The 13,990-nt window shown below is 65.2% G+C and carries 18 protein-coding genes; 14 read left to right on the top strand and 4 right to left on the bottom strand.

The window, feature by feature from the left end; genetic code table 11:
* Window positions 1-4: 4 nt before the first annotated feature.
* Window positions 5-586, bottom strand: coding sequence for a TetR/AcrR family transcriptional regulator (locus HV701_RS02640; protein ID WP_175131579.1), 582 nt, complete (start codon window positions 584-586; stop codon window positions 5-7).
* A gap of 131 nt (window positions 587-717) precedes the next feature.
* Here HV701_RS02640 and HV701_RS02635 point away from each other — a divergent pair, with 131 nt between their 5' ends.
* Window positions 718-1,908, top strand: coding sequence for an MFS transporter (locus tag HV701_RS02635; RefSeq protein ID WP_175131578.1), 1,191 nt, complete (start codon window positions 718-720; stop codon window positions 1,906-1,908).
* A 64-nt stretch (window positions 1,909-1,972) separates the two neighbouring features.
* Window positions 1,973-2,371: a RidA family protein gene (locus tag HV701_RS02630; RefSeq protein ID WP_175131577.1), complete on the top strand. Its 399-nt coding sequence runs from the start codon at window positions 1,973-1,975 to the stop codon at window positions 2,369-2,371.
* Window positions 2,372-2,392: 21 nt separating this feature from the next.
* Here the strand turns inward: HV701_RS02630 and HV701_RS02625 are convergent, their stop codons facing one another.
* Complete coding sequence (locus HV701_RS02625) at window positions 2,393-3,310, bottom strand: LysR family transcriptional regulator (protein ID WP_175131576.1); 918 nt, start codon at window positions 3,308-3,310, stop codon at window positions 2,393-2,395.
* A 145-nt stretch (window positions 3,311-3,455) separates the two neighbouring features.
* Between HV701_RS02625 and HV701_RS02620 the strand changes: the two genes are divergently transcribed.
* The 3 genes from HV701_RS02620 (at window position 3,456) to HV701_RS02610 (ending at window position 5,446) form a co-directional block, all read left to right on the top strand.
* Entirely contained in the window at window positions 3,456-4,604 is a 1,149-nt protein-coding gene (locus HV701_RS02620) for a DSD1 family PLP-dependent enzyme (RefSeq protein ID WP_175131575.1), read from the top strand.
* Window positions 4,605-4,632: 28 nt separating this feature from the next.
* Complete coding sequence (locus HV701_RS02615; protein ID WP_175131574.1) at window positions 4,633-5,028, top strand: RidA family protein; 396 nt, start codon at window positions 4,633-4,635, stop codon at window positions 5,026-5,028.
* A 145-nt stretch (window positions 5,029-5,173) separates the two neighbouring features.
* Window positions 5,174-5,446 (top strand): hypothetical protein, encoded by a 273-nt coding sequence (locus tag HV701_RS02610; protein WP_175131573.1) that lies wholly within the window; start codon window positions 5,174-5,176, stop codon window positions 5,444-5,446.
* Between the two features lie 77 nt (window positions 5,447-5,523).
* On the opposite strand, the gene HV701_RS02605 is transcribed toward HV701_RS02610, so the two are convergent.
* Window positions 5,524-5,808 carry a DUF2513 domain-containing protein gene (locus tag HV701_RS02605; protein ID WP_175131572.1) on the bottom strand — a complete coding sequence of 95 codons (285 nt, stop codon included), beginning with the start codon at window positions 5,806-5,808 and terminating at the stop codon, window positions 5,524-5,526.
* A 125-nt stretch (window positions 5,809-5,933) separates the two neighbouring features.
* On the opposite strand from HV701_RS02605, the gene HV701_RS02600 reads away from it, so the two are divergent.
* From HV701_RS02600 to HV701_RS02580, 5 genes are all read left to right on the top strand, one after another.
* Window positions 5,934-6,332 carry a hypothetical protein gene (locus HV701_RS02600; RefSeq protein WP_175131571.1) on the top strand — a complete coding sequence of 133 codons (399 nt, stop codon included), beginning with the start codon at window positions 5,934-5,936 and terminating at the stop codon, window positions 6,330-6,332.
* 90 nt (window positions 6,333-6,422) lie between these two features.
* Window positions 6,423-6,743 (top strand): hypothetical protein, encoded by a 321-nt coding sequence (locus HV701_RS02595; protein WP_175131570.1) that lies wholly within the window; start codon window positions 6,423-6,425, stop codon window positions 6,741-6,743.
* Between the two features lie 374 nt (window positions 6,744-7,117).
* Complete coding sequence (locus HV701_RS02590) at window positions 7,118-7,321, top strand: cold-shock protein (protein ID WP_006220190.1); 204 nt, start codon at window positions 7,118-7,120, stop codon at window positions 7,319-7,321.
* A gap of 204 nt (window positions 7,322-7,525) precedes the next feature.
* The gene (locus tag HV701_RS02585) at window positions 7,526-8,089 is read left to right on the top strand and encodes a DUF924 family protein (RefSeq protein ID WP_175131569.1); all 564 of its coding nucleotides are present in this window, start codon (window positions 7,526-7,528) and stop codon (window positions 8,087-8,089) included.
* A 267-nt stretch (window positions 8,090-8,356) separates the two neighbouring features.
* The gene (locus HV701_RS02580) at window positions 8,357-8,563 is read left to right on the top strand and encodes a cold-shock protein (RefSeq protein WP_046805802.1); all 207 of its coding nucleotides are present in this window, start codon (window positions 8,357-8,359) and stop codon (window positions 8,561-8,563) included.
* Between the two features lie 91 nt (window positions 8,564-8,654).
* On the opposite strand, the gene HV701_RS02575 is transcribed toward HV701_RS02580, so the two are convergent.
* The gene (locus HV701_RS02575) at window positions 8,655-9,200 is read right to left on the bottom strand and encodes a TIGR00645 family protein (RefSeq protein ID WP_175131568.1); all 546 of its coding nucleotides are present in this window, start codon (window positions 9,198-9,200) and stop codon (window positions 8,655-8,657) included.
* 260 nt (window positions 9,201-9,460) lie between these two features.
* Here HV701_RS02575 and loiP point away from each other — a divergent pair, with 260 nt between their 5' ends.
* The 4 genes from loiP to clpX all read left to right on the top strand — a co-directional run bounded on the left by loiP (window position 9,461) and on the right by clpX (window position 13,752).
* The gene (gene loiP / locus HV701_RS02570) at window positions 9,461-10,216 is read left to right on the top strand and encodes a metalloprotease LoiP (RefSeq protein WP_175131567.1); all 756 of its coding nucleotides are present in this window, start codon (window positions 9,461-9,463) and stop codon (window positions 10,214-10,216) included.
* 167 nt (window positions 10,217-10,383) lie between these two features.
* Window positions 10,384-11,694, top strand: a complete 1,311-nt coding sequence (gene tig, locus HV701_RS02565) for a trigger factor (RefSeq protein WP_175131566.1) — start codon at window positions 10,384-10,386, stop codon at window positions 11,692-11,694.
* A gap of 4 nt (window positions 11,695-11,698) precedes the next feature.
* Complete coding sequence (clpP, locus tag HV701_RS02560; protein ID WP_175131565.1) at window positions 11,699-12,352, top strand: ATP-dependent Clp endopeptidase proteolytic subunit ClpP; 654 nt, start codon at window positions 11,699-11,701, stop codon at window positions 12,350-12,352.
* Window positions 12,353-12,453: 101 nt separating this feature from the next.
* Window positions 12,454-13,752 carry an ATP-dependent Clp protease ATP-binding subunit ClpX gene (clpX, locus tag HV701_RS02555; protein ID WP_175131564.1) on the top strand — a complete coding sequence of 433 codons (1,299 nt, stop codon included), beginning with the start codon at window positions 12,454-12,456 and terminating at the stop codon, window positions 13,750-13,752.
* The last annotated feature ends 238 nt before the right edge of the window (window positions 13,753-13,990 follow it).

Here is a 13,990-nt window from a genome sequence, read left to right as displayed (position 1 = left end):
CGTTTCAGGGGTGGCGCATGCCTTGCAGCAGCAGGTCGAGCGCCTGCAGGGCGTGCGCCAGCCGGTCCTCACCCTCGTCGCCGGCGATCCAGAAGGCGCTTTCAGCCAGGCCGCCGTGCAGCAGCCGCGCCAGCGCGCGGGGCTCGACCGGTTTGAGGTCGCCCTGATCCATCAGGGTCCGCAACAGGGCGGCGAGCGACGCGGTGCATTGTGCCTGCGCGAGGGTATCGGCGGGGCCCAGCACCGCGCGCGCGTCCTGCAGCACGATCCGCCGGATTTCGGGCTCGGCCGCCATCGCCAGGTAGGCGCGGCAGCGTTCGCGCAAAGCGGTCCAGGCATTGGGCGCGGCGCGCGAAATCGCTTGCAGGCGCTGTTCCATTTCGTCGTCGATCTGCGACGCGACCGCCGCCAGCAGGCCTTGTTTGTCACCGAAATGGTGATACAAAGCTCCCCGGGTCAGCCCGGCGGCGGCGGTGAGGTCATCCATTGATGTACCGGCATAGCCAGCGCGGCGGAACGACTCGCGCGCCGTCGCCAGCAGCTTGGCGCGGGTTTCTTCGATCATTTCGGCGCGGGTGCGCGGCATGGCGGACTCCAGTGGCATACGGAGCGTATGTTAATTGACAGTCGCCGCATGAGCGAATACGATTTCACATACGTTACGTATGTAAATTTGTCCGGCGCTCCCGCCGGGCCGCAACATCGCCTGAGGTCCCGGTGTCCAACCCCTATCGTGAACTGTTCCAGGCGCCCGGCGCCACCGCCTTCGTTGCCGCCTGCGCGGTGGCGCGGCTGGCGCTGCCGATGATCGGCATCGGCATCATCACCATGCTGTCCCAGGTGCGCGGCTCCTACTCCCTGGCGGGCGCGGTGGCGGCCACCTTCGCGCTGGCGACGGCGCTGCTGGCGCCGCACATTTCCCGCCTGGTGGATCGCCATGGCCAGGGCCGCATCCTGCTGCTGGCCGCTGGTGCCAGCGTTGCCGGGCTGGCAGGCTTGGCCTTGTGCGTGCGATGGCAGGCGCCGGACTGGACCTTGTTCGTGTTTGCGGCGCTCGCGGGCAGCCTGCCGAGCATGCCCGCCATGGCGCGCGCGCGCTGGACCGAGATCTATCGCGACCGCCCGCAATTGCGCACCGCCTACGCGCTGGAGTCGGTACTGGATGAGGTCAGCTTCATCATCGGGCCGCCATTGGCGGTGGGGCTGTGCGTCGTCCTGTTCCCCGAGGCCGGCCCGCTGGGCGCGGCGATTTTGCTGGGCCTGGGCGTCACTGCCTTCGTGCTGCAGCGGGCCACGGCGCCGAGGGTGCAGCCGCCGGCGGCCGGACGCGAGACCTCGGTGCTGGGGATGCCGCTGATGCGCCAACTGACCGCGATGATGGCGGCGATGGGCGTCATCGTGGGCACCATCGACGTGATGAGCTTGGCGTTCGCGCGCCAGCAGGGGCTGCCGGCGGGGGCCGGCGTGGTGCTGTCGGCCTATGCCTTCGGTTCCTGCGTTGCCGGGCTGGCATTCGGCGTGCTGACGTTCCGGATGCCGCTGGCGCGCATGCTGGCCATCGCCGCCAGCATCACCGCCTTGACGACCTTGCCGCTGCTGCTGGTGAGCGATCTGCTGAGCCTGTCGTTGGGGGTGTTGCTGGCCGGCCTGTCGTTCGCGCCGACCATGATCATTGCCATGGCGCTGGTGGAGAACACCGTGCCCGGAAGGCGCCTGACCGAAGGCCTGACCTGGCTGGTGACGGGGCTGGGCGCGGGGGTGGCGGGGGGCGCGGCGCTGGCCGGCTGGATCGTCGACCGGTATGGCGTCGGCACGGGCTTCTGGACCGCCGTCGGGGCCGGCGCGGGGGTATGGCTGGCCGCCCTGTATGCCGCGCGGGGCCGCCGGCCCGCGTCCGCGGCGGCCTGAGCCCGCCGCGAGATTCTAGAATGATGCCCCGGCGCTGGCCTCGGCGCCCACCAGGAGAATCGTCATGACCCGAACCGTCGTCAACCCCGACACTGTCTTCAACACGGTGCAATACGGCTTCAGCCAGGCTGTCATCGTGACCGGGCAGCGCCGCATGCTGCTGTCTGGCCAGGTCGGCGTCGATGTCCACGAGCGCACCGTCGGACCCGGCCTGCAAGTGCAGACCGAGGCCGCGCTGGACAACATCGAGCGCGTCCTGGCGGCTGCCGGCGCGACACTGGCGCAGGTCATCATGCTGCGCATCTACATCTGCGAAACGGCGCGCGAGGACCAGGAAGTAATCGCCCAGGCGCTGCGCGACCGTTTCCCGCAGGATCCGCCGCCGTCGTCATGGATCATCGTCAGCGGCCTGTCATTGCCCGAATGGCTGGTCGAGATCGAGGCCGAGGCGATGCTGGACTGACCCGCCTGGGCTGCGCAAAGGCTAGCCGGAGGCCTTTTCACGCCACGGCGTGACCGCGAAGGCCTCGCGCAGATGCGCCAGGAAGCCCGCCGTGCGCGCTGGCAGTTCCTGGCGCGATTTCACCAGCGCCACCACATTGGCCTCGGGCAGGTTCCAGCCCGCCAGCAGGGGCACCAGCGTGCGTGCTTGCACGTGTTCGGCCACATCCCATTCCGAGCGCGCCACGATGCCGTGGCCGGCCAGGGCCCAGGTCACCGCCGCCGCGCCCGCGTTGCTCGATAGCACCGGCGCGATGCGCACGCCCACCGCCGGCCCGCGGCCGCGCTTGAAGCGCCACAGGGTGACGTCCTCTTCATTTTCGCGCAGGGCGATACAGTCATGCTCGCGCAGGTCCTCGGGCTTGGCCGGAGCGCCACGGCGCGCCAGATAGGCGGGCGAGGCGCACAGGATGCGCCGGTTCGGCGCCAGCGGGTAGGCCACCAGGGTGGAATCGCGCAGCTCGCCGATATGGATCATCACGTCCCAGTCATCGCTGGCCAGGCGCGGCGGCCCGTCCGACAGGGTCAGGCTGGCAGTCACGTCAGCCTGTCGCTGACGGAACCCGGCCACCAGTGCCGCGATATGGCGCTGGCCGAACCCCAGGGGCGCCACCACGCGCAGATGGCCGGCCACCACGCCGCGGCGGCCGGCCAGCTCATCGGCCAAGTCGTTCAGTTCGCCGCAGATCTGGCCGGCGCGCAGCGCCAGCAGCCGGCCTTCGTCGGTCAAGGCAGTGCCGCGCCCCGAGCGGTTGACCAGCCGCACGCCCAGGCGCTTTTCCAGCGCATGCAGGCGCTGCGTCACGGCCGGCGGCGTCACGTCCAGGGCGCGCGCTGCCTGGGCCAGCGAACTGGTGGCGGCCAGGCTCAGGAAGAAACGCAGGTCGTCGGTCGTGATCATTCAGAATCACCTTAATGATTGATTAAGAATCTATTAAACACGCAAGGCTCGCTCGGCGCCATACTCCGGGCATGCGGATGCGTCCCGGGCGGCGCCCGCATCGATTCCTGTCCGCACCGTCCGTCATCGTCCCGCCGTTATCGCCATGACCTCTGCTCCCGCCACCCTGGATCTGCTCGACACGCCCTGCCTGGTGCTGGACGAAACCCGCATGCTGCGCAACATCGAACGCCTGAACGGCCTCATGGCCGGCCACGGAGTGCAGTTGCGCCCGCATCTGAAGACGCCCAAGTCGATCGAGGTCGCGCGCCGCGTGATGACGCGTCCGGAGGGGCCCGCGGCGGTCTCGACGCTGCAGGAGGCCGAGCAGTTTGCGGCCGCCGGTGTCACCGATCTGCTATATGCGGTGGGCGTGGCCCCGGCCAAGCTCGACCGTGTGCTGGCCCTGCGGCGCCAGGGCGTCGACCTGACGGTGGTGGTCGATAGTGTCGACGCCGCCCGCGCCCTGGCCGCGCGTGCCACGCAGGAGGGTGTTGCCATTCCCGCGCTGATCGAAATCGATTGCGACGGCCATCGCGCGGGCGTGCAGCCCGGCCACACCGATCAACTGCTGGCGATCGCCCGCGTGCTGGAGGCGGCGGCAAGCCTGCGCGGTGTCATGACCCATGCCGGGGAGTCCTATGGCTGCCGCAGTGTGGCGGCGATTGCCGATATGGCCGAGCAAGAGCGCGCCGCCGCGGTCGGTTGTGCCGAGTCGATCCGTGCCGCCGGCCTGCCGTGTCCGGTCGTGAGCGTCGGCTCGACGCCGACCGCCCACTTCGCCCGCAACCTGGCGGGCGTGACCGAAGTGCGCGCCGGGGTGTACGTATTCTTTGACCTGGTCATGGCCGGCCTCAGCGTGTGCGCCGTGGATGATGTCGCCGCCACTGTGTTGACCACGGTGATCGGCCACCAGCGCGAAAAAGGCTGGATCCTGGTGGATGCGGGCTGGATGGCCATGTCGCGCGACCGTGGTACCGCCAAGCAGCCGGTGGACCAGTTGTATGGGCTGGTGTGCGATGCCGACGGCAAGGTCTACCCCGACCTGCTGCTGGCCGAGACCAACCAGGAGCAGGGCATTATCAAGCTGCGCGCCGGCAGCACCGCCGCCTTGCCGGACCTGCCGCTGGGCACCCGGCTGCGGATCATGCCCAATCATGCCTGCGCCACCTGCGCCCAGCACGATGCCTACGCGGTCGTGCGCGGCGGGGAACGCGCGGTCGTGGCGCGGTGGGAACGCTTCCGTGGCTGGTAACCCGGCGCCTTGCGCAACAGGAGTCGAGATGGACATCCTATACACTCCCCATGCCACGCCGCCCGCCGGCCATTATTCCCAGGCGGTGCGCGCCAACGGCTTCATTTTCGTGTCCGGCCAGCTCGGTTTCCTGCCGCCCGTCCGACCTGGCGAGCGCCCGCCGTTGGCGCAAGGCGCGGCCGCGCAGACCGAAGCCGCCTTGCGCAGCCTGGCGGCCATCCTGGAGGCGGCGGGCGCCTCCCTGGCCTCGGTGGTCAATGTCACCGTCTACATCCCCGATGTCGGCCTGTGGAATGAGGTCAACAGCGTCTACGAGCGCAGTTTTGGCGAGCACCGTCCGGCCCGCGCCATGGTGCCCACCCGCGATCTGCATTACGGCGCGCTGGTGGAAATCAGCGCCATTGCGGTCGCGCCGCCGGCCTGAAGGGATCATGCGCCCCGGGGCGGGGAGGGTGTCGCCCACCCGGATTGGCGTCCGGCAGCCGCTTCGGCTGCGGCTCTCGGGGACGGATAGCGCACGCGCCGGCCTATAATGCGGTCGCCTCATCATCCCCGGGGAGTCGGTCCGCATGCATTACGAATACTTGTTCTGGTCCATGGCCGCGATGGTGGCGGCGGCATTGGTGGGCGGCTCGCTCTGCGGTCGGTTGCGTTCGCCTGGCCGCGTGCTGGCGGGCGTGGCCGTGCTGGCGGCGGCAATCTGCGCCGCGGCGGTGGTGCTCTCGCGCTCGGCCGGATTTGGCGACCAGTCGGCGATGCTGGCCATCGCCGCGTTCATGTTCAGCCTGGTGATCGGCGCGGCCGCCGCCTTGCTGACGCGCCGCATCCTGCGGCGCCGCTGAGCGCCGCCGGTCCGACCGGAAGGCGGTGCTGGCAGGTAGGCGACGCGCGCCACCTGCGCCGGAGAGGGCAGGGCGCCTTACTCCTCGGCGTCGAAGTCCTCGTCGTCTTCTTCATCCTGCTCCAGGGCGTCGTAGCCCTTCCAGGTGATGCGCCAGCGCGTGTCGCCGGCGGTTGCCGTCGTTTCGCTGACCTGCTTGACCAGGCCGGCGTCGGCCAGCAGGTCGAGGTGGTGCGCAACCAGTTGCAGGCCTTGTTCGTGGGCCAGGGCCGCTTCCTTGATGTCGTGGGTGCTCAGATTGGGGCCGGGCGCGTCGCGCAGGGCTCCCAGGATGGTGACGACCAGATCGAAATCGCGTTGCATGATGTCCGCCGTATGAAGTTGGAAAGAAACAGGCCGACGATAGCAGAGTTCGATGGCGGCCAAGCGACAGCCCGCTGCCCCGGGTTACAGTGCGGGATTACCGACAACCGATACAGGCAGTACCCATGAAGAAACCCGCCGAGCGCGATTGCCTCGCCCTGGTCCCTGGCTATACCGGGCAGGCCGCCAAGCTCTTTCTGACCCGCGCGGAGGACGGCGCCATCGCCGGCGTCACCGTGTTCGACCTGCAGGGTCACGTCAAGCAGCAAGGCGACGCGCAGGCGGCCGCGGACTGGGTCGCCGCCTGGCTCGCCCAGGAAGCCGACAATCGCAAGGCCCGCCGTACCCAGTTGCTGGCGCAGATATTCGTGTGCAAGTTGACTGGCGAAGAGAAAGCCGCGTTCCTGGACGCCCAGAAGCCGCTGCTGGCGGCCCTGGCCGCGGCCGGCGTGCGCAGCCGTAGCGTCAGCGCCACTTCCGGCGCGGCCCGGCCGTCGCGCGGACCGACTGCCAAGAAGTCTTAGCATAAGGCTGTTATAGTCGCGCCTGGGCGTACGCGCACCCGAGTGGTGCCTGCCCGGCGGGCCTGGCCCGCAAGTCTAGGAAGAGTGATCATGGAAATACTGAGTCGGCATGTTGCCGACGTGGCGGGCGGCGTTGAGCTGCACACAACGCTGGATGGCGAGAGCATCAGCGCCTATGTCGTGACGGGCGTAACCGATCTCAACGCGATCGCCGATATCGTGCCCCCCGAAAAAGTCGCAGGCGGAGCGGACATACACGCCGCCAGTGTCGACAATGTTGATAATGCGCAAGACCAAATCGACCAGGTCCTGGAAAATATCAATCCCGGCGACGTGGCGGTTTTTCTTTGCTCGGGCCCCGATGCTTTTGGCGCGGCGCTCGACCTGTTGGGTTTACCTATCGAAGAGTAAGCCTGGCGGCAAACCAAAGTGCTCCCCCAAACGGCGTATGGGTTCAATACGCGTTTGGCGGCGGGGCATTTAAATAAGCCTTGATTGTTTTTTTATTGTGCGTGGGTGTTTACACCTATGCAGGGCCTCTTTTTGCCTATGAAAACGTGTAAATTTTGTCCGCAGTTTCTCTTTGTTGCATTATTGGCACGCATTTTTTAGGATTATGTTGACTTGTGAGGGGAACATAACCATAGTGTCGGCACACGATCACAAGCGTTGCGATTTTCGTTCAGTGCCGTGCCTTTTCCGGCTCAGCGTTATTGTTCTACTGTCCCCTCCTTGATTGATTCGTGACCTCCGGGCATTTGCCCATTATCTCTAGGAAATACAGTATGGAAACCGGCGTCGTTAAGTGGTTCAACTCGGAAAAAGGCTATGGCTTCATCACCCCGGAAGCGGGTGGTAAGGACCTGTTCGCTCACTTCTCCGAAATTCAGGGCTCGGGCTTCAAGTCTCTGGAAGAGAACCAGCGCGTCAGCTTTGTGACGGCCAATGGCCCCAAGGGCCCGCAAGCCACGAAGATTCAGGTCCTGTAAGGTCCTGCGTTTTCTGAAAAGCCCCTTCGGGGGCTTTTTGCATGCAAGGCTCCCTACGGGGAGCCTTGTCGTTTCCGGCCGTCCGATTGGCGGCCCGGCGCGCGCCGGATGCCACGTCCCGGACCCACGCGGTATCCTTGCCGCGGGTTCCCCGCCGCCCCATCCGACCGCCGCGGCACTCGCCACAGACCAAGGACGTTTCCCATGACCCAATCCGGTTCCATCCCTGTTTCTCCGCAGCCGCGGGATATCGTGGCGTTCTGGCGCGATGCCGGGCCGCAACAATGGTTCACCAAGAACGCCGACTTCGACGAGCGCTTTCGCCAGTATTGCGGGCAGGCCCACATGGCCGCCGCCGCGCGCCAGCTCGATGCCTGGCTGGACGTGCCGGAGGGCGCCCTGGCCCTGCTGATCCTGCTGGACCAGTATCCCCGCAACGCGTTCCGCGGTACCGCCCACATGTTCGCCACGGATCCGCTGGCGCTGGTATTCGCCGAGCGCGCCATTGCCGCCGGCCACGACCTGGCGGTCGATCCGGCCCTGCGCCAGTTTTTCTACCTGCCCTTCGAGCATGCCGAGACCCTGGCCGCGCAGAACCGCGCGGTGGCCTTGATGGAGCCCCTGGGCGCCGAGGCGGTGCGCTGGGCGGTCCTGCATCGTGACATCATCAAGCGTTTCGGCCGCTTCCCGCACCGCAACGCCGCGCTCGGCCGGCAGACCTCGCAGCCCGAGCAGGAGTTCCTCGACGCAGGCGGCTTCGCCGGCTGAGGCAGGCCGCCGCGCGACCGTATCCGCCTGTATCGGCATGTGGCCAGTTGCAAACCGCGCCGGCGCCGGCGCATCGCGGCACCCGGGGCGGCCATGTATTTGACGTTTTTCGCGGTTCGCCAATACACTGGGTACAGCGAGATTCTCAAGCGACGCGGTCTGCGTTTAACTTGTCGCGGTCAGTGGTACTGCAGTGGCTTCCTCTCCCATCCCTTGATGATCTGGCGCCCCGCGAGCAATCGCTTTTTTTAGGTTCGAGGAAATTCCATGGCAACCGGCATCGTCAAGTGGTTCAACGCCGAAAAAGGGTATGGATTCATCATGCCCGACGACGGCAGCAAGGATCTGTTCGCCCATTATTCGGAAATCCGCAGCGAAGGCTATAAGTCGCTGCAGGAAAACCAGCGCGTCACGTTCGAGGTCGGCACCGGTCCCAAGGGGCCCAGCGCCAAGAACATCAAGGTCGCTTCCTGATCGCGGATCCGTGGCGTGCCGCCTGACGGCGCGCCACAAGGACAAAGCCCCGCTGCTGGTGCGGGGCTTTTCTTTTGTGCGCGGCGCGCTGTCAGTGCCGCGGATGCGGCGGAGTCGCCAGCTTGTCGACCAGGGCGATCCCCAGCGCCGAGAGGATGAACAGGCCATGGATGATGGTCTGCCACATGACGCCGGCCTCCGAGAAGCGCGCGGCGGGCGTGCCCAGCGTGCCTGCCTCGATGAAGGTGCGCAGCAGGTGAATCGACGAAATGCCGATGATGGCCATGGCCAGCTTGACCTTCAGGACGCTGGCGTTGACGTGGCTGAGCCATTCGGGCTGATCGGGATGGCCCTGCAGTCGCAGGCGCGACACGAAGGTTTCATAGCCCCCCACGATCACCATGACCAGCAGGTTCGAGATCATCACCACATCGATCAGGCCCAACACCAGCAGCATGATTTCCATTTCTCCGAAACTGGTGGCGTGGGTCAGCAGATGCCAGAGTTCCTTCAGGAACAGCATCACGTAGACGCCCTGGGCGACGATCAGCCCCAGATAGAGCGGCAATTGCAGCCAGCGCGAACTGAAGATCAGGCTGGGCAGCAGGCCGAGGCGGGTAGAGGTATGGGAGGTCATGATGGGTGCGAGCCGTTATAGGAAATATGCCGAAAAAACTGCGGCGGCAATTCTATCAATCCAGGGCTGCGCCGCGTTGTGTCTTTGATGTCGGGACCAGGCGTGGCGCAGGTACTTACCACGGTAAGAAGTCATTCGCATGCCTTTTGTGTAAGCGAAATTCGCATTTGCGAAACTCTGTGGCGAAACGGTTTGAATGCTTTTGGCGTATATAGAATTGCCGCCTCACTCGTACAGAGTCAGTCAAGAGGAGTTTTTTCATGAAGATTCGCTACACCGTTGCCGCGCTGGCCGTCGCGCTCGCCCCTTATTCCGCGTCGCATGCTCTCGACATCGGGGGGCTTGTGGGCGCTGGCAGCAAGGTGGTGCAGGCCGCTACCCTGAGCGATGCGGAAATCAAGGCCTTGTCCGACAAGGCCTGCGCGCAAAGCGATTCCCAGGAAAAGATCGCCGCTCCGGGTAGCAAGTACGACGTTCGCCTGCAGAAGATCGCCAAGCAACTGGGCGGCACCGTCAATGGCCAGAAGGCCAACTACAAGGTCTACCTCACCAAGGACGTCAACGCCTGGGCCATGGCCAACGGCTGCATCCGCGTCTATAGCGGCCTGATGGACATGATGACCGACGACGAAGTGCTGGGCGTGGTGGGCCACGAAATCGGCCACGTCGCGCTGGGCCACAGCAAGAAGGCCATGCAGACCGCCTATACGGTTTCGGCCGCGCGCGACGCCGCTGGCGCCGCCGGTGGCTCCACGGTTGCCGCCCTGAACGCGTCGCAACTGGGCGACCTGACCGAGAAGTTCATCAACGCGCAATTCTCGCAATCGCAGGAAAGCGCCGCCGACGACTACTCCTTCGACCAGTTGCAAGCCAAGAAGCTGAACACCCGCGGCCTGGTGACGGCGTTCCAGAAGCTCGCCAAGCTGGACGGCGGCAAGAGCGATATGATGAGCTCGCACCCGTCCTCGGCCAAGCGCGCGCAGCACATCGAAGATCGCATCGCCAAGGCCAAATAAAGCGTCCTGGCGAGGCTTCGCCGCCCTTTCCGGGTGGAAAACGGGGTGCGGGCATCCGGGCTTATCCGGGTGCTCGCGCCCCTTTGCGTCAGGGGTCCGGAAGTTTCCGGTAAAATGCTTCGTTTATCCGCCCGTCATCTCATATCTCTCGGAAAATAGGTCTTTTAATGCAGCCTGTGGTTGAAACCCTCTCCGGCCTCGAGCGCCGTGTTGATCTGGCCGTCTCGGTGGCCGACGTCGAAAAGGAAGTCCAGGCGCAGCTGAAGCGCGTGGCCCGCACCGCCAAGGTTCCCGGCTTCCGTCCTGGCAAGGCGCCGCTGGCCATGCTCGAGCGCAGCCATGGCCCCGGCATCCGCTACGACGTGATCAACAGCCAGGTCGGCCGTGCATTCGAGCAAGCCGTCGACGGCGCCAAGCTGCGCGTCGCTGGCGCCCCGAACCTGGAACCCAAGACCGAAGGCATCAGCGATGACACGCTGGCCTTCACGGCCACCTTCGAGGTCTACCCCGAAGTCACCGTGCCGGATCTGTCGGCCCTGGCCGTCACCCGCTATGAAACCGCCGTCACCGACGCCGAAGTGCAGCAGACCCTGGACGTCCTGCGCAAGCAGCGCGCCACGTTCGAAGCCCGTGAAGGCCGCGCCTCGCAAGACGGCGACCGCGTCACGCTGGACTTCGCCGGCACCATCGACGGCGTGCCGTTCGACGGCGGCAAGGCTGAAGACTTCCCGTTCGTGCTCGGCCAAGGCCGCATGCTGCCGGAATTCGAAGAAGCCGCCCGCGGCCTGAAGGCTGGCGAAAGCAAGGTCTTCCCGCTCAAGTTCCCCGATGACTACCAGGGCAAGGAAGTCGCCGGCAAGACCGCCGAATTCACCATCACCGTCAAGGAAGTGGCTGAAGGCGTCCTGCCCGAACTGAATGCCGAATTCGCCAAGTCGCTCGGCCAGGCCGAAGGCGACGTCGAAAAGCTCAAGGCCGACATCCGCAGCAACATCGAACGCGAAGTCAAGGTGCGCGCGCAAGGCCGCACCAAGTCCAGCGTGATGGACGCCCTGGTCGAAGCCGGCAAGTTCGACGTGCCGAAGGCGCTGGTCGACAACGACGTGCAAAGCCGCATCGCCGCCGCCCGCGAAGAGCTCAAGCAGCGTGGCGTGCCGAACGCCGAGTCGGTGCCGATCCCGGCCGAGGCCTTCGCGACCGAATCCGAGCGCCGCGTGCGCCTGGGTCTGCTGGTGTCCGAACTGGTCAAGCAAGCCCAACTGCAGGCCAAGCCGGAACAGGTCCGCGCCCGCATCGAGGAATTCGCGGAAAACTACGAACAACCCGCCCAGGTTGTCAGCTATTACCTGGCCGACCGCCAGCGTCGTGCTGAAATCGAGGCGATCGTGCTCGAAGACAACGTCGTCGCGCACGTTCTGGAAAAAGCCAAGGTCACCGACGAAAAGGTGCCTTTCGATCAGTTGATGGGGATGGCGTAACACTATGCAGAGATTCACCGATTTCTATGCGGCAATGAATGGCGGGTCGTCGGTGACGCCCACCGGCCTGGGCTACATTCCCATGGTGATCGAGCAGTCGGGGCGTGGCGAACGCGCCTACGACATCTATTCGCGTCTGCTCCGCGAGCGGCTCATCTTCCTGGTGGGCCCGGTCAACGACGCGACGGCCAATCTGGTCGTGGCGCAGTTGCTGTTCCTGGAATCGGAGAATCCTGACAAGGACATTTCCCTGTACATCAACTCGCCCGGCGGGTCGGTGTACGCGGGCATGGCCATCTACGACACCATGCAGTTCATCAAGCCGGACGTGTCGACCCTGTGCACCGGCCTGGCGGCCAGCATGGGCGCCTTCCTGCTGGCGGCAGGCAAGAAGGGCAAGCGCTTTACCTTGCCCAACTCGCGCATCATGATCCACCAGCCCTCGGGCGGCGCCCAGGGCCAGGCCTCCGACATCCAGATCCAGGCTCGCGAGATCCTGGACCTGCGCGAGCGCCTCAATCGCATCCTGGCCGAAAACACCGGCCAGTCGATCGAGCGCATCGCCGTGGACACGGAACGTGACAACTTCATGTCGGCCGAAGATGCGGTATCGTATGGACTGGTGGACAAGGTGATGACGTCCCGCTCGGAAGGCTGACTTCCGGCTTGCGTCCCACCGGCTGCCACCTTGTTTGAGTAAGCGCAGGCGCCGGGTCCTTTACCCGGTCCGGCGCTTCTTTACCTGAGATACGACTACATATGCCTGATAAAAAGGGATCGGCAGACGCAAAAGTGCTGCATTGCTCGTTTTGCAATAAAAGCCAGCACGAAGTCCGCAAGCTGATCGCGGGTCCGTCGGTATTCATCTGCGATGAGTGCATCGACCTGTGCAACGACATCATCCGCGAGGAAGCGCAGGCCACCGCGCGCGCGGCGATTCGTTCCGAACTGCCCACTCCGGCTGAAATCAAGACGTTCCTGGACCAGTACGTGATTGGGCAGACCTCGCCCAAGCGCATGCTGGCGGTGGCGGTCTACAACCACTACAAGCGCATCCGCCACGGCGAGATCAAGGGCGACGAAGTCGAGCTGTCCAAGAGCAACATCATGCTGATCGGCCCCACCGGGTCGGGCAAGACGCTGCTGGCGCAGACCCTGGCGCGCATGCTGAACGTGCCGTTCGTCATGGCCGACGCGACCACGCTGACCGAAGCCGGTTACGTCGGTGAAGACGTCGAGAACATCATTCAGAAGTTGCTGCAGAACTGCAACTATGAAGTCGAGAAGGCGCAGCGCGCCATCATCTACATCGACGAGATCGACAAGATTTCCCGCAAGTCCGACAACCCGTCGATCACTCGCGACGTGTCGGGCGAGGGGGTGCAGCAGGCCTTGCTCAAGCTGATCGAAGGCACGGTGGCCTCGGTGCCGCCGCAGGGCGGGCGCAAGCACCCCAACCAGGACTTCGTCCAGGTCGACACGACCAATATCCTGTTCATCGTGGGCGGCGCCTTCGACGGGCTGGAGAAGGTCATCCGCGACCGCACCGAAAAGTCCGGCATCGGTTTCTCCGCCTCCGTGCGCGCCAAGTCCGAACGTGGCGTGGGCGAGCTGTTCTCCGAGGTCGAGCCCGAAGACTTGATCAAGTTCGGCCTGATTCCCGAACTGGTCGGCCGCCTGCCGGTGGTCGCCACGCTCGACGAGCTTGACGAGGCCGCCTTGGTGCAGATCCTCACCGAGCCCAAGAACGCCCTGCTCAAGCAATTCCAGAAGCTGTTCGCGATGGAAGGCGCCGAGCTGGACGTGCGCCCCGCCGCGCTCAAGGCCATCGCCCGCAAGGCGCTGCGCCGCAAGACCGGCGCCCGCGGGCTGCGTTCCATCATCGAGCAGGCCCTGCTCGACACCATGTATGACCTGCCGTCGCAAGGCAACGTCAAGCGCGTGGTGCTCGATGAAAACGCGATCGAGGGCGAAGGCAAGCCGCTGCTGATCTACGCCGACGAAGAAGGCACCGCCGAAAAGCCCGAGCGCGGGGAAGTCCGCGACGCCGCGGCCTGACGGATATTTCAGAAAAACCCGTTTCCGAAACGGGTTTTTTTGTCTCCGGCCCCCGATTGAACGCACACTGGCGGGGCGTGTCCAATAAAAAGATACCGGCGCCGTTTTTTTTGCCGTTTTGTTTATCCGGCCGCCGGGATCTTGAATTTTCGGCTATTGTTCCCATAACAGACGTAACTGATGGGGCTGTCCGGGTATTCCCGGTCATCCTGTCCCCGATACGCCGAGTCATACCGAG

The sequence above is a fragment of the Achromobacter pulmonis genome, assembly GCF_902859765.1.
In the GTDB taxonomy this organism is placed as follows: Bacteria; Pseudomonadota; Gammaproteobacteria; order Burkholderiales; family Burkholderiaceae_B; genus Achromobacter; species Achromobacter pulmonis.
The sequence above is the reverse complement of the archived record's forward strand: the minus strand, read 5'-3'. Positions and strand labels throughout refer to the sequence as shown.

Coding starts and splice junctions, on each gene's coding strand:
- HV701_RS02640 (WP_175131579.1), bottom strand. CDS start 586: ATGCCGCGCACCCGCGCCGAAATGATCGAAGAAACCCGCGCCAAGCTG.
- HV701_RS02630 (WP_175131577.1), top strand. CDS start 1,973: ATGACCCGAACCGTCGTCAACCCCGACACTGTCTTCAACACGGTGCAA.
- HV701_RS02625 (WP_175131576.1), bottom strand. CDS start 3,310: ATGATCACGACCGACGACCTGCGTTTCTTCCTGAGCCTGGCCGCCACC.
- HV701_RS02620 (WP_175131575.1), top strand. CDS start 3,456: ATGACCTCTGCTCCCGCCACCCTGGATCTGCTCGACACGCCCTGCCTG.
- HV701_RS02615 (WP_175131574.1), top strand. CDS start 4,633: ATGGACATCCTATACACTCCCCATGCCACGCCGCCCGCCGGCCATTAT.
- HV701_RS02610 (WP_175131573.1), top strand. CDS start 5,174: ATGCATTACGAATACTTGTTCTGGTCCATGGCCGCGATGGTGGCGGCG.
- HV701_RS02605 (WP_175131572.1), bottom strand. CDS start 5,808: ATGCAACGCGATTTCGATCTGGTCGTCACCATCCTGGGAGCCCTGCGC.
- HV701_RS02600 (WP_175131571.1), top strand. CDS start 5,934: ATGAAGAAACCCGCCGAGCGCGATTGCCTCGCCCTGGTCCCTGGCTAT.
- HV701_RS02595 (WP_175131570.1), top strand. CDS start 6,423: ATGGAAATACTGAGTCGGCATGTTGCCGACGTGGCGGGCGGCGTTGAG.
- HV701_RS02590 (WP_006220190.1), top strand. CDS start 7,118: ATGGAAACCGGCGTCGTTAAGTGGTTCAACTCGGAAAAAGGCTATGGC.
- HV701_RS02585 (WP_175131569.1), top strand. CDS start 7,526: ATGACCCAATCCGGTTCCATCCCTGTTTCTCCGCAGCCGCGGGATATC.
- HV701_RS02580 (WP_046805802.1), top strand. CDS start 8,357: ATGGCAACCGGCATCGTCAAGTGGTTCAACGCCGAAAAAGGGTATGGA.
- HV701_RS02575 (WP_175131568.1), bottom strand. CDS start 9,200: ATGACCTCCCATACCTCTACCCGCCTCGGCCTGCTGCCCAGCCTGATC.
- loiP (WP_175131567.1), top strand. CDS start 9,461: ATGAAGATTCGCTACACCGTTGCCGCGCTGGCCGTCGCGCTCGCCCCT.
- tig (WP_175131566.1), top strand. CDS start 10,384: ATGCAGCCTGTGGTTGAAACCCTCTCCGGCCTCGAGCGCCGTGTTGAT.
- clpP (WP_175131565.1), top strand. CDS start 11,699: ATGCAGAGATTCACCGATTTCTATGCGGCAATGAATGGCGGGTCGTCG.
- clpX (WP_175131564.1), top strand. CDS start 12,454: ATGCCTGATAAAAAGGGATCGGCAGACGCAAAAGTGCTGCATTGCTCG.